The organism is Enterobacter sp. LU1 (assembly GCF_008271405.2).
GTDB lineage: Bacteria > Pseudomonadota > Gammaproteobacteria > Enterobacterales > Enterobacteriaceae > Enterobacter > Enterobacter hormaechei_C.
The window spans coordinates 2,911,275-2,929,755 of record NZ_CP043438.2 but is presented as its reverse complement, the minus strand read 5'-3'; the positions used below and the strand labels follow the sequence as shown (position 1 = coordinate 2,929,755).

Sequence of the window (18,481 nt, the reverse complement as noted above, 5' to 3'; positions counted from 1 at the left end):
TTCAGGCAATCCTGCACGCATCCGCTTCCCAGCGATAACCCACGCCGTACACCGCGCGAATAAACGACTGGTCGGCGTCCAGTGCCTCCAGCTTGCGGCGCAGGTTTTTGATGTGACTGTCGATGGTGCGGTCGGTCACTACGCGGTAATCGTCATACAGATGGTTGAGCAGCTGTTCGCGGGAAAACACTTTTCCCGGCTCGTGGGAGAGCGTTTTCAGCAGGCGGAACTCCGCTGGGGTAAGATCCAATAGTTTGCTGCGCCAGCTCGCCTGGAAGCGGCTTTCGTCGACGATCAGCGGGCTTTGCGCATCCAGCACCTGCAATTCACGCTGTGGCTTACAGCGGCGGAGGATGGTTTTCACCCGAGCGACCACCTCCCGCGGACTGTAAGGCTTGCAGATGTAATCGTCGGCGCCGATTTCGAGCCCCAGCAGACGGTCGATCTCTTCGATTTTGGCCGTCACCATCACGATGGGCACATCGGAGAAACGACGAATTTCCCGGCACAGGGTCAGGCCGTCGGTACCCGGCAGCATCAGATCCAGCAGGATCAGATCCGGCGGCGTCTGGCGCACGTAGGGCAGCACCTGGTCGCCGTGGCTGATAAGCGTTGGCGCGTAACTTGCGGCACGCAGATAGTCGATCAGCAGTTGCCCAAGTTTAGGCTCGTCTTCCACGATCAAAATACGCGGTGTGTTGTCGTCAATCGGTAACTCGGTCATGCTTCCCTCGATAAATCCCGTTCCAGAGGTAACTCTACTGTAATGCTAACCCCGCCAAAAGGCGAATGGGCGGCGCGGATGGTGCCGCCGTGGGCCTCCACAATGTTAACGCAAATCGCCAGCCCAAGGCCGGAACCGCCGCTGGCGCGGTTGCGTGAACCTTCGGTGCGATAGAAGCGCTCGAACAGTTTTTCCAGCTGCGCTTCTTTCACGCCAGGGGCGGAGTCCGCAAAGGTCAGGGCAAAGCGCCCGTTTTCCTGCCTGCCGGAGATATGCAGCGCGCCGCCGCCGTCGGTGTAGCGGAGGCTGTTCTCCAGCAGATTATTGAACAGCTGCATCAGGCGATCTCTGTCGCCAAATACCACCGCGCTGTCCGGCAGCGAAAGGTTGATTTTCAGGTCACGGCTGGCGAAGCGTTCGCGGAATGCGCCGGTCACGACTTCAAGGATATTGATCACGTCGACTGGGGCTTTCTGGTAGGCCAGGGCGCCTTCGTCGGACATGGAAAGCTGATGCAGATCGTCCACCAGCTTGGTCAGCGTGCCGACTTCCGCCTGAAGCGAGGCCACGGACTCGGGGGTGAACTGCCGCACGCCATCCTGAATCGCCTCCAGCTCGCCGCGCAGCACCGCCAGCGGGGTGCGCAGCTCGTGCGAAATGTCGGCCATAAAGTCGCGGCGCATCTGCTGGTTTTTTTCCAGCGTGCTGGCGAGCTGGTTGAAGTCCTGCGCCAGCTTGCCCAGTTCATCCTGGCTGCGGGTGTCCACGCGGGTCGAGAAATCACCCGCCGCCAGCTTGTGCGTGCCTTCCACCAGGCGCTTAACCGGCGCCAGCAGGCCGCGCGCCAGCGGGAAGGTGGCGAGCGCCGCAAGCAGGGTAGAAAGCGCGACAATCAGCCAGCTGGTCTGACGCTGCTGGCGGTCAAAGTTGATGTCGGTGTTGCGCGTCAGCCGCTCGACCGGCGAGGCGATAACCCAGCCCACCGTCGCGCCGTTCGAGGTGATGGCGCGCTTTGTACCGTCCGGCGGTACCGGAGAGCGTGGGCCAACGAGCACGCGCATCTCCTGATCTATCACCCAGAACTGGGTGCGCCAGCCGTGCGGCGGCATGCCCGGCCCCGGGCGGTCGTCGTCATTATCGTGCTCCAGCGAGCGCAGGATTTGAAACACAAAGCGATCGTTATTGCGCAGAAAACGCCAGTTACCGTGCAGGCTATACTGTTCGCCCAGCGCGTCGCTTAAGCCCTGTAGTCGCTGTTCGTTACCGTGCTTAATGTAGTCAATAAAGCCGCGCTCAAAGCTGACCCGCACCGCCCAGTGCATGGTAATCAGCAGGACGATACAGGTGGCGAAAATCGCCACAAAAAGCTTACCGGTGATCCCCGGACGCCAGAATTTCATGGTGCACTCCTTTTGCCGCGTCGGATCACGACGTTTTTGGTCGTGTCATTCGGTACTCTGGCAAAGATAAAAGCGGGCAGGGCGATAATTACCGCCATGCTGAGGTAAGTGTATAAAAAGACCTGATGCGCGACGGGGGTGTCGGCGCTGAGATGGTGCTGCCCGTACATGCCGAGCAGCAATCCGGCGACCGTGACCCCCACGCTCATGGAGAGCTGCATGATCATCGACAGCAGGCTGTTACCGCTGCTCGCCAGCTCGTCCGGCAGATCTTTCAGCGTCAGGGTGTTCATCGACGAGAAGCGCATGGAGTTGATGATCCCCTGGCAGAACAGCACCAGCGGCAGGATGTAGTACCAGCCCAGCAGCGCCACGGCCATAAACAGCAGGCAAACCAACGCCAGCCCGATCGTGGCGGTCACCAGCACCCGGCGATAGCCAAAGCGGTTCACCACCTGCACCACAATACGCTTCATCCCCATGCTGCCGAGCACCATCGGGATCATCATCAGCCCGGCGTGGAACGGCGAGAAGCCCATCCCAATCTGTAAAAACACCGGCGTCATAAACGGCAACATGCCGCTGCCGATGCGTCCGGCAAAGCTGCCGAAGAGACCAAGACGGTAGGTGGGATTTCTGAACAGATTCAGGCTGAACAGCGCGTTAGCGTTGCCTCTGGCATGCCACAGATACCAGAGAATCGCGGTGATCCCCAGCGCCACCAGCAGGGCGAGCGACAGGGAGGAGATCCCCAGCCCTTTTTGCCCGTCGAGGGCCAGGGTGAGCGTCGCCATGCCAGCCGCCAGCAGGATAAAGCCAACGAAATCAAAGCGCCGGGTCTGCATTTTATAGTTCGGCATCAGCGTCAGGGTGGCAATCGCGCCGATAATACCGACCGGCAGGTTGATCAGGAAGATCCAGTGCCAGGAGGCATACTCCACCAGAATACCGCCCAGCGCCGGGCCAAGCAGCGGGCCGACCTGACCGGGCAGGGTGACGAAGGTCATCGCCGCCATATACTGCGCGCGCGGAACAATTTTCATCACCGTTAACCGCCCGACGGGCACCATCATCGCGCCGCCGACGCCCTGTAGCACGCGCGCCATCACCAGCTGGTCGAGGGTATTGGCCTGGGCGCAAAACAGCGACCCGGTGGTAAACAGCACAATGGCGGTGAAGAAGATGTTTCGCACACCGACTTTATCCGCCAGCCAGCCGCTGGCGGGCAGCATCACGGCGACCGTCAGCACGTAGGCGACAATCACCATATGCATGTGCAGCGGGCTCTCCCCCAGGCTTTTCGCCATCGAGGGGAGGGCGGTGTTCACGATGGTCGTGTCCAGCGACTGCATAAAGAAGCCGAACGCGACGATCCACAATTGCCAGCGAACATTACTGGGTAGGTCGGTCATTTACTCGGTCACCGTGGTTCTCTTTTTACGCGAAAAACGCAGCCGCAGTCGGTCAAAGAACAGATAGACTACCGGCGTGGTGTAGAGCGTCAGCAGCTGGCTCATCACCAGGCCGCCGACAATCGTGATCCCCAGCGGCTGGCGCAGTTCAGAGCCGTCACCACCGGATATGACCAGCGGTAGCGCACCGAACAGCGCGGCCAGCGTGGTCATCATGATCGGGCGAAAACGCAGCAGACAGGCCTGGAATATCGCCTCGTCCGGCGTCAGGTTGCCGTTACGCTGGGCGTCCAGGGCAAAGTCGACCATCATAATCGCGTTTTTCTTCACAATACCTATTAATAGCATGATCCCGATGAGCGCGATTAGGCTGAACGGGGCACCGAACAGCTCCAGCGCCAGCAGCGCCCCCACGCCCGCAGAAGGCAGCGTGGAGAGAATGGTCAACGGGTGCACATAGCTTTCGTACAGCACGCCCAGCACGATATAAACCGTGGCAATAGCCGCCAGGATCAAAATGACCTGCGAGTTCATGGTGTCCTGGAACACCTGCGCCGTACCGGCAAAGCTGCCGCGCACGGAGGAGGGCACCCCGAGCTGGGTCATGGCGCGGTTGATGGCGTCGCTGGCCTCAGACAGCGACGAGCCGGTTGGCAGGTTAAACGACACGGTCGAGGCGGCGGAAAGCCCCTGGTGGTTCACCGACAGCGGCGCGTTCGACGGCTGCCAGCTGGCGAAGTACGACAGGGGGATCGCCTTGCCGTCATTATTGATCACAAACATCTTGTCCAGCGCGCTGATGTCCTGGGTGTAGCGCGGATCAACTTCCATCACCACCTTGTACTGGTTCATCGGCTGATAGATGGTGGAGACTTCACGCTGCCCGAAGGCGTTGTTAAGCAGGCTGTTGGCCGCTTCAACGTTAATGCCCAGGCGGGACATGGTTTCGCGATCGTAGGTGAGCGCCATCTCGGCGCCGTTATTCTGGCTGTCGGAGTTCACGTCCGCCAGCTGCGGCAGCGCGGCCAGCGCTTTACGGATCTTAGGCTCCCACTCGCGCAGGGCGGCTAAGTCATCTGAGAGCAGGGTGTACTGATAGCTGGCGTTAGCCTGTCGTCCGCCGACGCGGATATCCTGAACGGCCATCAAAAACAGATTTGCCCCCGGCTCTTTGGCAAGCTTCAGCCGCAGGCGGTCAATGATCTGCTGCGCCGTTTCGTGACGTTCACCGCGCGGCTTAAGGGTAATAAACATCATCCCGCTGTTAACGCGTGAGCCGCCGGTAAAGCCGGTGACGTTATCCACGGCCGGATCTTCCCGGATGATTTTCATAAAGTCTTGCAGTTTGCCCCGCATCGCCTGGAACGAAATACTCTGGTCCGCCTGAATACCGCCCATCAGCACGCCGGTATCCTGCTCCGGGAAGAAGGTTTTCGGGATGGTGATATACATCCAGACGTTGAGCACAATGGTGCCGATCAGCACCAGCCCGACAAGACGCGTGTGGTTCAGCACCCATTTCAGCGATTTGCCATAGCCTGACTGCATCGCCATCAGGACGCGGCCAAAGCCTTTCCTGCGCGGCTGCGAGTGAGGTTGGCTGCGCTTTAGCATCCAGCCGCACATCATCGGCGTCAGCGTCAGCGAAATCACCAGGGAGATACCGATGGCGACGGAAAGCGTGACGGCAAATTCGCGCAGCAGTCGCCCCGGCAGGCCGCCCATCAGCAGCAGCGGCAGGAACACCGCCACCAGCGACAGGCTCATGGACAGGACCGTGAAGCCCACTTCGCGCGTCCCCTGAAGCGCCGCCTGGAGCGGCTTCATGCCCGCTTCCAGATGGCGCGAGATATTCTCCAGCACCACGATGGCGTCATCCACTACAAACCCGGTGGCAATCGTCAGCGCCATCAGCGACAGGTTGTTAAGACTAAACCCACACAGGTACATGGCGGCAAAGGTGCCTATCAGCGATACCGGAACCGCCACCGCCGGGATCAGCGTGGCGCGCCCCGAGCGCAGGAACAGGAACACCACCAGGATCACCAGCGCGACGGAGATGATCAGCGTTTGCTCTACCTCCTCAAGCGAGGCGCGGATGGTAGGGGAGCGGTCCTGCGCAATCTGGAGGTCGATGGCCGCCGGAATCGTTTCCTGGAGCTCCGGCAGGCGCGCGCGGATGCTGTTCACCGTCTGGATAATGTTGGCTTCCGGCAGTTTGCGGATCATCAGCAAAATCGCCGGTTTGGCGTTAGTCATCCCGGCGTTACGCACGTCCTGCACCGAATCGGTGACGCTGGCGACGTCGCTCAGGCGCACCGCCGCACCGTTGTTGTAGTGAATAATCAACGGCTGATACTCGGCGGCGGTTTTCAGCTCGTCGTTGGTCTGGATCTGCCAGCGGTGGCTGTTGTCCTCAATCGCGCCCTGCGGCTTACGCACGTTGGCGTTGCTGATGGCGGAACGCACGTCGTCCAGCGATACGCCCTGGTTAAACAGCGCCTGCGGATTCAGCCCCACGCGCACGGCGGGCAGAGAGCTGCCGCCGACGTCCACGTCGCCCACGCCGTCAATCTGGGCGATGGTTTGCGCCAGCTGGGTGGAGGCAAAATCGTACAGCTCGCCCTGGGAGTAGGTCTCTGACGTGAGCGTCAGGATCATGATCGGCGCGTCGGACGGGTTAGCCTTGCGGTAGGTTGGACGGCTCGGCATGCCGCTTGGCAGCAGGCTTTGGGCGGCGTTAATCGCGGCCTGCACGTCACGCGCCGCGCCGTTGATATCCCGGTCGAAGTTAAATTCCAGAATGATGCGCGTGCTGCCCAGCGAACTGCTGGAGGTCATCTCGTTAACCCCGGCAATTCGCCCAAGCGAGCGCTCAAGCGGCGTCGCCACTGATGACGCCATGGTCTCCGGCGAGGCACCCGGCAGCGAGGCGCTGACCATGATCACCGGGAAATCGACCTGCGGCAGCGGGGCCACCGGCAGCAGCCGGAAGCCCAGCACGCCGCACAGGGTGATAGCGACGGAGAGTAAAATCGTCGCCACCGGACGGTAAATGAAGAGGGCGAAAAACTTCACTTACGCCTCCTCTTCACGTTTCGGGAAGCGGTTTTTCGTCCACAGGGCCAGACGGTCAAACAGCAGGTAGATAACCGGCGTGGTAAACAGCGTCAGCACCTGGCTCACCAGCAGGCCGCCCACCATCCCGATGCCCAGCGGACGGCGCAGTTCGGCCCCCACGCCGGTGCTCAGCATCAGCGGCAGCGCGCCCAGCAGGGCGGCGAGGGTGGTCATCAGGATCGGACGAAAACGCAGCAGACAGGCCTGGTAAATGGCCTCGCGCGGCGCCATACCCTGCTCGCGCTCGGCGGCCAGCGCAAAGTCGATCATCATGATGGCGTTTTTCTTCACAATGCCGATAAGCAGGATGATGCCGATGATCGCAATGACGTCCAGCTCGCTCCCCGCCAGCATCAGCGCCAGCAGCGCCCCCACGCCCGCCGTCGGCAGAGTGGAGAGGATGGTGATCGGATGGATAAAGCTTTCATACAGCACGCCAAGCACGATATACATCGCCACCACCGCCGCGACAATCAGCCAGACGGTGCTGCCCAGCGCGGCCTGGAACGCCAGCGTACTGCCCTGGAACTGGGTCTGAATATCGGACGGGAAGCTGAGTTCTTTCTCCGCGCCCAGAATGGCCTCCACCGCTTCGCCCAGGGAATACCCGTCCGGCACGTTGAAGGAAATGGTGGTGGACGGGAACTGATCGAGATGGTTAATCGACAGCGGGGTGTGACGCTCTTCCACGCTGGCAATGGCGCTGAGCGGCACAATCCCGCCGTCTTTGCTGGTCAGGCGCACCGTGTCCAGCGCGGCCAGCCCGGGCGTGTTCTCGGTGTTATGTTCCAGCACCACGCGATACTGGTTGGCCTGGGTATAGATGGTGGAGATCAGGCGCTGGCCAAAGGCGTTATACAGGGCGTTATCCACGTCGGACATGGTAATGCCCAGACGGCTGGCGGTGTCGCGGTTGACGTTCACGTACGCCGCCAGCCCTTTATCCTGCCAGTCGCTGCTGACGTCAGAAACCTGCGGCAGTGCTTTCAGCTTGTCCACCAGCTGCGGCACCCAGGTGCTCAGTGCCTCAAGCGAGGTGGCCTGGAGCGTAAACTGGTACTGCGTGCGGCTCACCTGCGTATCAATGGTTAAATCCTGGATCGGTTGCAGATACAGCTCAATGCCCGGCACGCGCGCCACCGCGCTTTGCAGGCGTTCAATCACCGCGTTAACGCGATCGTCGCGGTCATCGAGCGGTTTAAGGTTAATTTGCAGGCGCGCGCTGTTGAGCGACGGGTTGGTGCCGTCCACGCCCACGTAGGCAGTCAGGCTTTCCACCGCCGGATCTTTCATGATGATCTCAGACACCTGCTGCTGGCGCTGCGCCATGTTGGCGAAGGAGACCGTCTGCGGCGCCTGAAGCGTGCCCTGAATAATGCCGTTGTCCTGAATCGGGAAGAAGCCTTTCGGAATGAAAATCCACAGCATGACGCTGAGCGCCAGGGTGCCGAGCGCCACGCCGAGCGTTGCCCACGGATGGTTCAGCACTTTCGCCAGCACGCGGCCGTAGGCGGCGATAATGCGCTCGAACATCCGCTCGGAGGCGCGCGATAAGCGGTTTTGCTTGCGCAAGGACTCGTGGCTCAGCATGCGGGCGCACATCATCGGCGTCAGCGTCAGCGACACCACGGCAGAGATCAGAATGGCGACCGCCAGCGTCACGGCAAACTCGCGGAACAGCCGCCCGACGATATCGCCCATAAACAGCAGCGGGATCAGCACCGCAATTAGCGAGAAGGTGAGCGAGATAATGGTAAAGCCGATCTCCCCCGCGCCCTTCAGCGCGGCGGCTAACGGCTTTTCACCTTTTTCGATATAGCGCGAGATGTTCTCGATTACCACGATGGCGTCGTCCACCACAAACCCGGTGGCGATGGTGAGCGCCATCAGCGTCAGGTTGTTAATCGAAAAGTCGAGAAACACCATCACCGCGAACGTTCCGACCAGCGAGAGCGGCACGGCGACGGCGGGAATGATGGTTGCCGGGACGTTGCGCAGGAACAGGTAGATGATCATCACCACCAGCGCAATCGCCAGCATCAGCTCGAACTGGGTGTCGGTCACTGACGCGCGAATATTCGTGGTGCGGTCAGAGAGCACTTTCACGCTGACCGATTTTGGCAGGCTTTCCACCAGCTGCGGCAGCATGGTGCGAATGCTGTCGGCGGTATCAATAATATTCGCGCCCGGCTGGCGCTGAACGTTCATGACAATCGCCTGCTGCTTATTGGCCCACGCCCCGAGCCAGCTGTTTTCTGCACCTTGTTCGACGGTGGCTACGTCGCCCAGGCGGATCGGCGCGCCGTTCTGGTAGGCAATGATCAGCTGACGGTACTCATCGGCGGACTGCATCTGGTCGTTGGCGGAGAGCGTGACCGCGCGGGTCGGGCCGTCCAGCGACCCCTTCGCTGAGTTGACGTTGGCGCTGCTGATGGCGGTGCGGATGGTTTCGCTGGTTAACCCCAGCGCGGCAATGGCCTGGGCATTCAGTTTGACGCGCACGGCGGGGCGTTGACCGCCCGCCAGCGTCACCAGCCCTACGCCGGTCACCTGCGAAATCTTCTGCGCCACGCGGGTTTCAACCATGTCTTCCACCTGGGTCATCGGCATGGCGGAGGAGGTGACGGCAAGGGTCATGATCGGCGGATCCGCCGGGTTGACCTTGCTGTAAACCGGTGGATTCGGCAGGTCAGACGGCAGCAGGTTAGTGGCGGCGTTAATCGCGGCCTGCACCTCCTGCTCGGCGACATCCAGCGACAGCGTGAGCTGGAACTGAAGCGTGACGACCGAAGCGCCGCCGGAGCTCTGGGAGGACATCTGCTTCAGGCCAGACATCTGGCCAAACTGACGCTCCAGCGGGGCGGTGATGGCGGACGTCACCACATCCGGACTGGCGCCCGGATAGAGGGTGACAACCTGAATGGTCGGGTAGTCCACTTCCGGCAGCGCCGACACGGGCAGAAAACGGTAGCCAATGATCCCGGCCAGCAGGATCGCCACCATCAACAGGGTCGTCGCAACCGGACGTAAGATAAACAGGCGTGATGGCCCACCTGTAGAGCTCGGCGGCATCACCTGCATCAGGCTTTTGCTCCTGTATTCTGCGCTTCCACCACCTCGACCTGCGCCCCTTCGGTCAGACGGTCAATACCGTCGGTCACGACGCGGTCGCCAGCGGACAGCCCGGCGCTGATCACCACCGTCTGGCTGTCCTGGATGCCGGTTTTCACCAGGTGTTTGCTGACCTTGTTTTCGCTGTTCAGCACCCAGACAAAGTTGCCTTCACTGCCCATTTGCAGGGCCGCCGTCGGGATCACTACCGCGTTTTCTTCGGTCGCGACCAGCATTCGCGCGTTGACGAACTGATTCGGGAACAGGGCATCGTCCTGATTGTTGAAGCGTGCTTTTAGCTTAATGGTGCCGGTGGTGGTGTCGATCTGGTTATCCAGGCTCAACAGCGAACCTTCGCTCAGCTTCTGCTTGTTGGTGCGATCCCAGGCTTCAACCACCAGCGCTTTTCCGGCCTTCTGCGCCTGTATCACCGTCGCAATGTCGCTTTCCGGCAGGGTAAAGACGAGATCGATAGGGTGCGTCTGGGTGATCACCACGATGCCCGTGGTATCGCCGCTGGAGATTTGGTTCCCGATATCGACCTGTTTCAGGCCCACGCGGCCGTCAATCGGCGCGGTGATCCGGCTCCAGTCAAGCTGGAGCTGGGCGCTGGCGACCGCGGCTTCGTCGGCCTTGATGGTGCCCTGAGATTCACTGACCAGAGACTGCTGGGTGTCCAGCTCCTGGCGCGACACGAGGTTGGTTTTTACCAGCTGCTGATAGCGGGCTAAATCGCGGCGGGCATTGGCGAGGGTGGCTTTGTCTTTCGCGAGCTGCCCCTGCGCCTGCGCCAGGGCCACCTTAAACTGGCTTGGATCGATTTCCGCCAGCAGATCGCCGGCTTTTACCTGCTGACCTTCCTGGAAATGGATGGCCATCAACTGACCGTCCACGCGGCTACGTACCGTCACGGTGTTGGCGGCGGTGATGGTTCCCAGCCCGGAGAGATAACGAGGCACCGCTTTATTCACCGCCGTTGCCGCCTGCACCGGTGCCAGCGCACCGCCGCGCATACCGTGGCGCCCGCCGCCCGTTGAGCGTTGTGAGGGGCTATTAGCGCCAGCAGGTGCCGTGGAGTTCGCGGACTGGCTGTGCCAGTACCAGGCGGCGGCCAGGACCACCACAATCAGACCAACGGCGATTGCCCAGCGGGATTTGTTACTGCCTTTCATCGTTATACGTTCTCATCCTGAAACTCTTTCGGGGAATGATACTAGTTTAGTCAGCTAACACAGCGGAAAAATGGAGGAAATATGGAAGACTGTCGGGAATTGTCTGAGTGTGGCGCTGCGGTTTCGCCTTCGCCGGGTGGCGCTGCGCTTACCCGGCCTACGGTTGGAGGATCTTGTAGGCCGGGTAAGGCGAAGCCGCCACCCGGCACAACCCCATTAGCTAAACACCACCTGCGCCCAGCGCGCCAGCCCTGCCGTAACGGAGCCAAAGTCATCGCCACCGGCAATCGGGATCCCCGGCAGCTGTTCCGCCAGCGCTTTCTTGATCAGCGGCGAACGGGCGCTACCGCCAGTCAGGTAAATTACGTCCGGCTTCACGTTGCCGTTCTCAAGCGCCAGCTGCACCTGCTCCAGAATACGCTGAAGCGGCTGAGTCAGCGCCATTTCCAGCCCTTCCTGAGTGATAGCCGTAGCCAGATCGTCACTGATAAACGGCAGCGAAACCGCATGCTCTGGACGATCGGAAAGGGCAATTTTGCTCTCTTCGGCGGTGCGCACCACGCGGTAGCTCAGGCGCTGACGCCACACCTTATACAGCAGCGCGACCTTCTCTGCATCCTGCGCATCACGCACCAGAACGTTGAGGAAACGGCCATTCGCGGTGCTGTAAAAATCACTCTGGGCAGGGACGTCGTTGATGGCAATCGCGTTCCACCACGGCAGGATCGGCAGGGCGATGCCTTTCTCGGTTTGACCGCCCATACCGAGCAGCGGCATCAGGCTCTTGAAGGCCAGGGCAATATCAAGATCGTTACCGCCCACGCGGCAGCCGCTGTGCCCCAGCAGACTATTTTCACGATCGCGACGGTGATGCCACTGGGGACCCATCAACAGTAATGAACAGTCCGTCGTACCGCCGCCGATGTCCACCACCAGCACCCGTTTCTCTTCAGTCAGCGTGGCTTCAAAATCCAGCCCCGCCGCAACCGGCTCATACTGGAACACCACGTCACGGAAGCCTGCCCGGTGCGCTGCACGCTCAAGGATCCCCTGCGCCTGCTGGTTGGCTTCGTCGCCGCCCAGCCCCTGAAAGTTAATCGGACGGCCAATCACCGCCTGGGTGATGGCATCCGGCACCTGGGACTGCGCCTGATTGCGGATGTGCAGCATCATCGCGCAGACCAGATCTTCAAACATCGCCACCTGCTGCGGCTTCAGGCCGCTGGCGCCGAGGAAGGATTTCGGCGATTTAACGAAGTAGACCTCTTCCGGGTCTTCAATGTACTGCCCGAGGGAAGAGAGGCCGAACTGCACGCTGGACGGGGTAACGTCGATATCTTCCTCGCGGTTAAAGCTGACCGCACGGCGCAGCAGCGCCTGGGTCTCCGCCGCCGTGGCCGGAACCTGATGGTGGCGGAACAGCCACTCGCTCACCGCTTCACGCGTGGGCGCACAAAGCATTGACGGCAACAGCGTACTGCCGTTTTCCATTTTCAGGAGCTGCGGTTGTCCATTTTGCATTATCGCAACCGAGCAGTTTGCGGTGCCGTAGTCGAATCCAATAAACACAATAAATCCCCATGCCGGTGAGAAGGGGCGAGACTTTAGCGAAATGTCTGCCAGGCGACAACAGGAATATGAAAGCAAGGCGCAAGGCGATCTTTCGGTTTATGCTGAGGTAAATACAAAAGGAGAGACGATGTACACCCTGAACTGGCAACCGCCCTACGACTGGTCGTGGATGTTTGGCTTTCTTGCCGCGCGTGCGGTCAGGGGGGTTGAGACCGTTACGGAGGATTACTACGAGCGCAGTTTTGGCTATGCCGGGCACCAGGGCGTTTTCCGGGTTACGCCAGACAGCGCAACCCCTACGCTGGCGGTGTCGCTCAGCCCTGGCCTGATCCCGGTGGCGGATATCTGCCTCGACCGCATCTCCCGCCTGTTTGACCTCGATTGCGACCCGCTGCACATTGCGCAGACTCTCGGCGAGCTCGGCGCGGCGCGGCCGGGCTTACGTTTGCCCGGCGCGATGGATGCATACGAGCAGGGCGTGCGCGCCATTCTCGGGCAACTGGTGAGCGTGGCGATGGCGGCAAAACTGGCGTCACGGGTGGTGGCGCTGTGCGGTGAACCCATTGAGGATGCGCCGGGCTATCTCTGCTTTCCTCCGCCAGAGGTGCTGGCCGCGGCAGATCCGCTGGCGTTGAAAGCCCTCGGGATGCCGCTCAGGCGTGCGGAGTCGTTGATTCATCTGGCGCAGTCGGCGGTGGACGGTGAATTCCCGCTGTTCCCGCCTGCGAACGTTGAGGCCGGGATGAAGGCGCTACAGCAGCGCCCCGGCATCGGGCGCTGGACCGCGAATTATCTGGCCCTGCGCGGCTGGCAGGCGAAGGATGTTTTCCTGCCGGATGACTATCTGATTAAACAGCGCTTTGCCGGTATGACGCCCGCGCAGATCCGTCGCTATGCCGAACGCTGGCAGCCGTGGCGCTCGTATGCGCTGTTACATATCTGGTACACCGACGGCTGGTCGCCGTCAGTTGATGGCGAAATAGCTGGTATTCAGCAGTAGATCAAGCGGCTGCGCTTCCCCGATGGTGTCGCCGTAAATAAAATCAACGCCGATGCCCGACAGCGTATCCATCATGATCGACTGATGGCATGGCCCGGCAATGGTTTTTATGCCCAGACGCTGGGCGTGGCCCTGAATGATTGTCACCATCATCTCATCCATCAGATTGCCGTGGACGTTGGTCACCATGTCTGTATCCAGCAGCAGATAATCGGCGGTGTTGGCGCTGAGCTGGCTGAAGACGTTCATATCGCGTCCGACCCGGGTCAGCACCACGCGACAGCCGGCCTGACGAAGCTTTTGCAGACCCTGCTGCACGTTTTCATCCGTATTGCTCAGCACATCAACGGCGATCGCCAGATGCAGCAGCCGCGCCGGCAGCGGACCTCTGGTGATCAGGTCGAGCAGCTCATCCACCAGCGTGACGCTGGCTAAACCCGCTTCTGAGAGCGGCAGCGCGACGCCCATTCCTTTGGCCGCCACCTGTGCGGCATAGGTACGGAAAAATTCGCTGAATATCCGTCGGTCCAGGGCGTGCAGCAGCTCCGGCTCCGCCAGCCCGGCGCGGAAGGCATGCTCTTCCAGCACTTCTCCCTGGCTGGTCCACAGCCGCAAGGAAATCAGCCAGAAGCTACTGCTCTCGGGAATGCGCGGCGAGGCGACGCTGCGGGCGATCATCAGCAGATGGTTATCTTTAATCATGTGCCACTGCTCATCCAGCGACATCATGCTGCGCGCGCTGTGGATCCGCTCCTGCTGGGGTTCGTAGACGGTGACCACGCCGCGCCCGCTGTTTTTCGAGGCGTAGCAGGCGATATCGGCCTGAGACATCACTTCCGCAGCCTGGTAATTGGTGTCGTCAATCAGCGTAATCCCCGCGCTGGCGCCAATGCGGTGCAGGCGTCCTTCCCAGGAAAAATGATAGTTGTTGATGGCGTCGATCAACCGGCCCGCAATATAGCGTGCGCTTTCGACGTTGCAGTCCGGCAGCAGCAGGCCAAACTCGTCGCCGCCCAGACGCGCCAGCACGTCGCTGGAGCGCAGCATGGTCAGCATCAGCGAAGAGAGTTCGCGCAGGAGAGCGTCGCCCGCCGCGTGGCCTGCCGTATCGTTCACCGCCTTAAAACGGTCAAGATCGATAAAGACCAGCGCGTGACGCTGATGGGTCTCCTGTACCGTCTGCAACAGGCGCTTAAGATGGTTTTCAAAGCTGACGCGGTTCGCCAGGTGGGTAAGGGCGTCATGGGAAGCGCTGTAGCTCAGCTGGCGCAGCATTTTGCGCGACTCGGTGACGTCCTGAATCACCAGCACCGAGCCGATGGTGTGTCCTTCCAGAGTGCTGAGGGGGGTTATGCTGTAATGAATGTCGAAACTGCCGCCATTGCGGCAGTTAAGCACCACATCCTGTTCGATATCGGTACGGGACATATCGCCGCTGTGGATGTTTTCCATTAACGGACCGTTCTCGCCGAAGGTAATGTGTAGCACCTTCAGAATGGGCTGACCCAGCGCTTCGCTTTGCGACCAGCCGCTCATCTTCTCGGCGACCGGGTTCATAAAGGTGATGTTCATGTCGATGTCGGTACACAGCACCGCTTCGCCGATAGAGTCGAGGGTGATATGCAGGCGCTCTTTTTCCTGGAACAGCGCCTCGTTCAGCTGCTTCACCTCGGTCATATCCATGTTGATCCCTAACAGCCGCTCCACTTCGCCCTGTTTGTTCAGCACCCGGTTCGCCAGCGAACGAATGTGGCGAATGCCATCCTTGACGCGAATGCGAAATTCCAGCTTGAAAGGTACCCTGGCCTGGAGTGACTCACGCAGGACCTGTTCGGCGTGCGTACGATCTTCAGGCACCATGGCCGCATGCCAGAGCTGCCAGGTGGGTTTAATGTGCGAGGGGATCTCGTACAGCTCAAACATCCGTTTATCCCAGCTGATTACGTCCGGCTCGAGATCCCACTCCCAAATCCCGATTCCGCCGGCTTCGTTAGCGAGAGTGATACGCTCCATCAGACGCTTATTCACCCACTCGGTCTGTTTCAGATCGTTGATGTCTTCAATCTGGGCAATAAAGTAGAGCGGGGTGCCGTCGGCATGGCGCACAACGGAGACGGCCAGCAGCGCCCACACCACCTCGCCGCTGCGGGTGTAGTAGCGTTTTTCGAGGGTGTAGGTGTTGATCTCGCCGTGAATCAGCTGTTGCAACTGCTCCAGGTCGGTATTTAAATCTTCCGGCCAGGTTAACTGCTGGAACGTGAGCGACTGAAGCTCAGACTGGCTGTAACCGAGGAAATTGCACAGCGCCTTGTTGGCCTGGAGCCACTGGCCCTCAACGCCCACCAGCGCCATACCAATCGCGGAATACTCCATCGCATTGCGAAAACGTTCTTCGCTTTCCGTAATATGTTTACGCTCGGCCCTGAAGGCATACATCACCATCGTCATAATGTTGGCGGGAAGCAGCATCATCAGGAAGGGGAGCCACGGCGCGTTGAAGGTGACGATCATGCTGGAGGGCGTCATGGAGAGCGGATTTCGCGCCATCATCAGGGACACCATCATGATGGTGAATAAAAATATCAGGAACGCTTCCATACGCGGCAGACGTACCGCGCTCCACATCAGCAGAACGATAATGCAGGTGAATGGCCACGGCAGCCAGGTGATTGCCGTCCAGCTAAGAACCAGCGTGACGACCAGGGTCACCAGCGTTTCCAGCAGCAGTTTCGGGTTGCGGTGGCGCAGCAGGTAATGCGGTTTAAACAGCAGACCTAACGGCACCAGCGCCAGTGCGCCAATGGCTTCTGAAAGTACCCAGACAAGGAAATTACGCAGCGGCTCCGCGCTCGGCACCAGAAAATGAACCAGAACGCCCCCCACCAGCGGCGGCACCAGGGCACTGCCGAGGGCAAGCCGGACCCAGTCGTTGAGGTTTTGCAGCGGATTATACCAGGGGAGCAACTTACGCAGTAACAGCGCGCCAACCGTGGCCTCAATGATATTGATCGCCGTGTAGGTGATGTTGATCGATGCCCATGAGAAGAGCATCCACGAGGCAAAAATATTGCCAAAGGAGCAGGCGAGCGCAATGCCGGGCCACATTTTTCCCGCATGGCGGTAAAACGCCACCATCATAATTGAAGTCGGGAACCATAGTGGCGCCAGCAGCGTACCGAAGCGAGTCAGCTCGAGGGAAAATAAGGTGAAGATGAACGTGACCAGACCCAGACAGACAAGCCGCAGTAAAGGATGTGGGGTAGTAACCAAAACCCGCTGGTATTGTTTATTCATTACCGCTCTATCCAGGGACGCCATGTTGTCAGGAGCCAGGTCCGGACGCGTGAAATTATTAATTTGGTTTATGCTAGTACAAACATTTTACAATTCATATGCTGAGTGGTCAGATTTTGACTTCATAGACTTATAAAATAGTTACTCTGCGAAGAAGGGTGATGAAATGGCGAAAAACCGCGCGTAAAAATTTCGCTAAAGGCGTGAAACGGCGCTTTTCAGCCCGCCTCGCATAACCTGCGCATTCGACTGGTATCACGCCCCCGAAATCCCTATAATTGCCGCGTTTGACGCTCCGGCGTCGTCCTTCCTTACATCCAGGTTAATCAGGTCGCTAAATTTATGACTGATAAGTCTCATCAGTGCGTCATCATAGGCATCGCCGGCGCATCGGCTTCAGGTAAAAGTCTTATTGCCAGTACGCTTTATCGCGAACTGCGTGAACAAGTGGGTGATGAGCATATCGGTGTGATTCCCGAAGATAGCTATTACAAAGATCAATCCCATCTTTCGATGGAAGAGCGCGTAAAAACCAACTACGACCACCCCAGTGCGATGGATCACAGCCTGCTGTTCCAGCATCTGGAAGCGCTGAAGCGCGGCGAGGCGATTGAGTTGCCCGTCTACAGCTACGTGGAACATACCCGCACCCAGGAAACGATCCGCATCGAGCCCAAGAAGGTAATTATCCTTGAAGGGATTTTGCTGCTCACCGACGCCCGTCTGCGCGAATCAATGAACTTCTCGATTTTCGTCGACACTCCGCTGGATATCTGCCTGATGCGGCGTATTAAACGCGACGTTAACGAACGCGGCCGCTCCATGGACTCCGTGATGGCGCAATATCAGAAAACCGTTCGCCCGATGTTCCTGCAATTTATTGAGCCTTCGAAACAATACGCCGATATTATCGTGCCTCGCGGCGGTAAAAACCGGATTGCCATTGATATCTTAAAAGCGAAAATCAGTCAGTTTTTTGAATAAGCCGTGTGAATTGTGTACCGTTCAGAGATAACCTGGTTTTGCCCTGACGCCGTAAGGCTTCAGGGCGCGATGCACGAAAGGAGAAAGTGCCATGCGTCTTTGTGACCGCGATATAGAAGCCTGGCTGGATGAAGGCCGCCTGTCTATCACCCCGCGTCCGCCGGTTGAGCGTATTAACGGCGTGACCGTCGATGTGCGTCTGGGGAATAAATTCCGCACCTTCAGCGGCCACACGGCACCGTTTATCGACCTCAGCGGGCCGAAAGACGAAGTCAGTGCGGCGCTGGATCGCGTCATGAGCGACGAAATCGTCATCGAAGAAGGAGAGGCGTTTTATCTCCATCCTGGCGAACTGGCGCTGGCGGTGACCTTTGAATCGGTCACGCTGCCTGCGGACCTGGTCGGCTGGCTTGACGGACGCTCTTCCCTGGCGCGTCTGGGCCTGATGGTGCACGTCACCGCGCACCGTATCGATCCGGGCTGGTCTGGCCGTATCGTGCTGGAGTTCTTTAACGCCGGTAAACTGCCGCTGGCGCTTCGTCCGGGAATGATGATTGGTGCGTTGAGCTTTGAACCGCTGACCGGCCCGGCAGACCGTCCTTATAACCGCCGTCAGGACGCTAAATATCGCGACCAGCAGGGTGCGGTTGCCAGTCGTATCGATAAAGACTGATCTGTGAGTTCACTGAGGA

The 18,481-nt window shown here is 59.7% G+C and carries 11 protein-coding genes; 3 read left to right on the top strand and 8 right to left on the bottom strand.

Annotated features, from left to right (window positions below):
- Position 1: 1 nt before the first annotated feature.
- From baeR to yegD, 7 genes are all read right to left on the bottom strand, one after another.
- The gene (baeR, locus tag FZF21_RS14025; RefSeq protein ID WP_015572364.1) at positions 2-724 is read right to left on the bottom strand and encodes a two-component system response regulator BaeR; all 723 of its coding nucleotides are present in this window, start codon (positions 722-724) and stop codon (positions 2-4) included.
- The gene (baeS, locus tag FZF21_RS14020; protein WP_063946294.1) at positions 721-2,124 is read right to left on the bottom strand and encodes a two-component system sensor histidine kinase BaeS; all 1,404 of its coding nucleotides are present in this window, start codon (positions 2,122-2,124) and stop codon (positions 721-723) included. The genes baeR and baeS overlap by 4 nt, the downstream gene beginning before the upstream one ends.
- The gene (locus FZF21_RS14015) at positions 2,121-3,536 is read right to left on the bottom strand and encodes an MFS transporter (RefSeq protein ID WP_032669506.1); all 1,416 of its coding nucleotides are present in this window, start codon (positions 3,534-3,536) and stop codon (positions 2,121-2,123) included. Before FZF21_RS14015 ends, baeS begins: the two co-directional genes overlap by 4 nt.
- Positions 3,537-6,614 carry a multidrug efflux RND transporter permease subunit MdtC gene (gene mdtC, locus FZF21_RS14010; protein ID WP_017693079.1) on the bottom strand — a complete coding sequence of 1,026 codons (3,078 nt, stop codon included), beginning with the start codon at positions 6,612-6,614 and terminating at the stop codon, positions 3,537-3,539.
- A complete protein-coding gene (locus FZF21_RS14005; protein ID WP_149121280.1) occupies positions 6,615-9,737 on the bottom strand; it encodes an MdtB/MuxB family multidrug efflux RND transporter permease subunit in 3,123 nt (1,040 codons plus the stop codon). It abuts the gene before it with no gap.
- Positions 9,737-10,939, bottom strand: a complete 1,203-nt coding sequence (locus tag FZF21_RS14000; protein ID WP_047738854.1) for an MdtA/MuxA family multidrug efflux RND transporter periplasmic adaptor subunit — start codon at positions 10,937-10,939, stop codon at positions 9,737-9,739. Before FZF21_RS14000 ends, FZF21_RS14005 begins: the two co-directional genes overlap by 1 nt.
- A 216-nt stretch (positions 10,940-11,155) precedes the next feature.
- Complete coding sequence (gene yegD, locus FZF21_RS13995; RefSeq protein WP_047738852.1) at positions 11,156-12,508, bottom strand: molecular chaperone; 1,353 nt, start codon at positions 12,506-12,508, stop codon at positions 11,156-11,158.
- Between the two features lie 130 nt (positions 12,509-12,638).
- Between yegD and alkA the strand changes: the two genes are divergently transcribed.
- Positions 12,639-13,511 (top strand): DNA-3-methyladenine glycosylase 2, encoded by an 873-nt coding sequence (alkA, locus tag FZF21_RS13990; RefSeq protein ID WP_023295022.1) that lies wholly within the window; start codon positions 12,639-12,641, stop codon positions 13,509-13,511.
- Here alkA and FZF21_RS13985 read toward each other — a convergent pair.
- Positions 13,476-16,805: a diguanylate cyclase gene (locus FZF21_RS13985; RefSeq protein ID WP_047738850.1), complete on the bottom strand. Its 3,330-nt coding sequence runs from the start codon at positions 16,803-16,805 to the stop codon at positions 13,476-13,478. The genes alkA and FZF21_RS13985 overlap by 36 nt on opposite strands.
- A 342-nt stretch (positions 16,806-17,147) precedes the next feature.
- On the opposite strand from FZF21_RS13985, the gene udk reads away from it, so the two are divergent.
- Positions 17,148-17,789 (top strand): uridine kinase, encoded by a 642-nt coding sequence (udk, locus tag FZF21_RS13980; RefSeq protein ID WP_000130320.1) that lies wholly within the window; start codon positions 17,148-17,150, stop codon positions 17,787-17,789.
- 91 nt (positions 17,790-17,880) lie between these two features.
- Positions 17,881-18,462, top strand: a complete 582-nt coding sequence (dcd, locus tag FZF21_RS13975) for a dCTP deaminase (RefSeq protein ID WP_006811250.1) — start codon at positions 17,881-17,883, stop codon at positions 18,460-18,462.
- The last annotated feature ends 19 nt before the right edge of the window (positions 18,463-18,481 follow it).

What these genes read in the sequence shown, in the direction of transcription:
- baeR (WP_015572364.1), bottom strand. Translation starts at nt 724, where the DNA reads ATGACCGAGTTACCGATTGACGACAACACACCGCGTATTTTGATCGTG.
- baeS (WP_063946294.1), bottom strand. Translation starts at nt 2,124, where the DNA reads ATGAAATTCTGGCGTCCGGGGATCACCGGTAAGCTTTTTGTGGCGATT.
- FZF21_RS14015 (WP_032669506.1), bottom strand. Translation starts at nt 3,536, where the DNA reads ATGACCGACCTACCCAGTAATGTTCGCTGGCAATTGTGGATCGTCGCG.
- FZF21_RS14005 (WP_149121280.1), bottom strand. Translation starts at nt 9,737, where the DNA reads ATGCAGGTGATGCCGCCGAGCTCTACAGGTGGGCCATCACGCCTGTTT.
- FZF21_RS14000 (WP_047738854.1), bottom strand. Translation starts at nt 10,939, where the DNA reads ATGAAAGGCAGTAACAAATCCCGCTGGGCAATCGCCGTTGGTCTGATT.
- alkA (WP_023295022.1), top strand. Translation starts at nt 12,639, where the DNA reads ATGTACACCCTGAACTGGCAACCGCCCTACGACTGGTCGTGGATGTTT.
- FZF21_RS13985 (WP_047738850.1), bottom strand. Translation starts at nt 16,805, where the DNA reads ATGAATAAACAATACCAGCGGGTTTTGGTTACTACCCCACATCCTTTA.
- udk (WP_000130320.1), top strand. Translation starts at nt 17,148, where the DNA reads ATGACTGATAAGTCTCATCAGTGCGTCATCATAGGCATCGCCGGCGCA.
- dcd (WP_006811250.1), top strand. Translation starts at nt 17,881, where the DNA reads ATGCGTCTTTGTGACCGCGATATAGAAGCCTGGCTGGATGAAGGCCGC.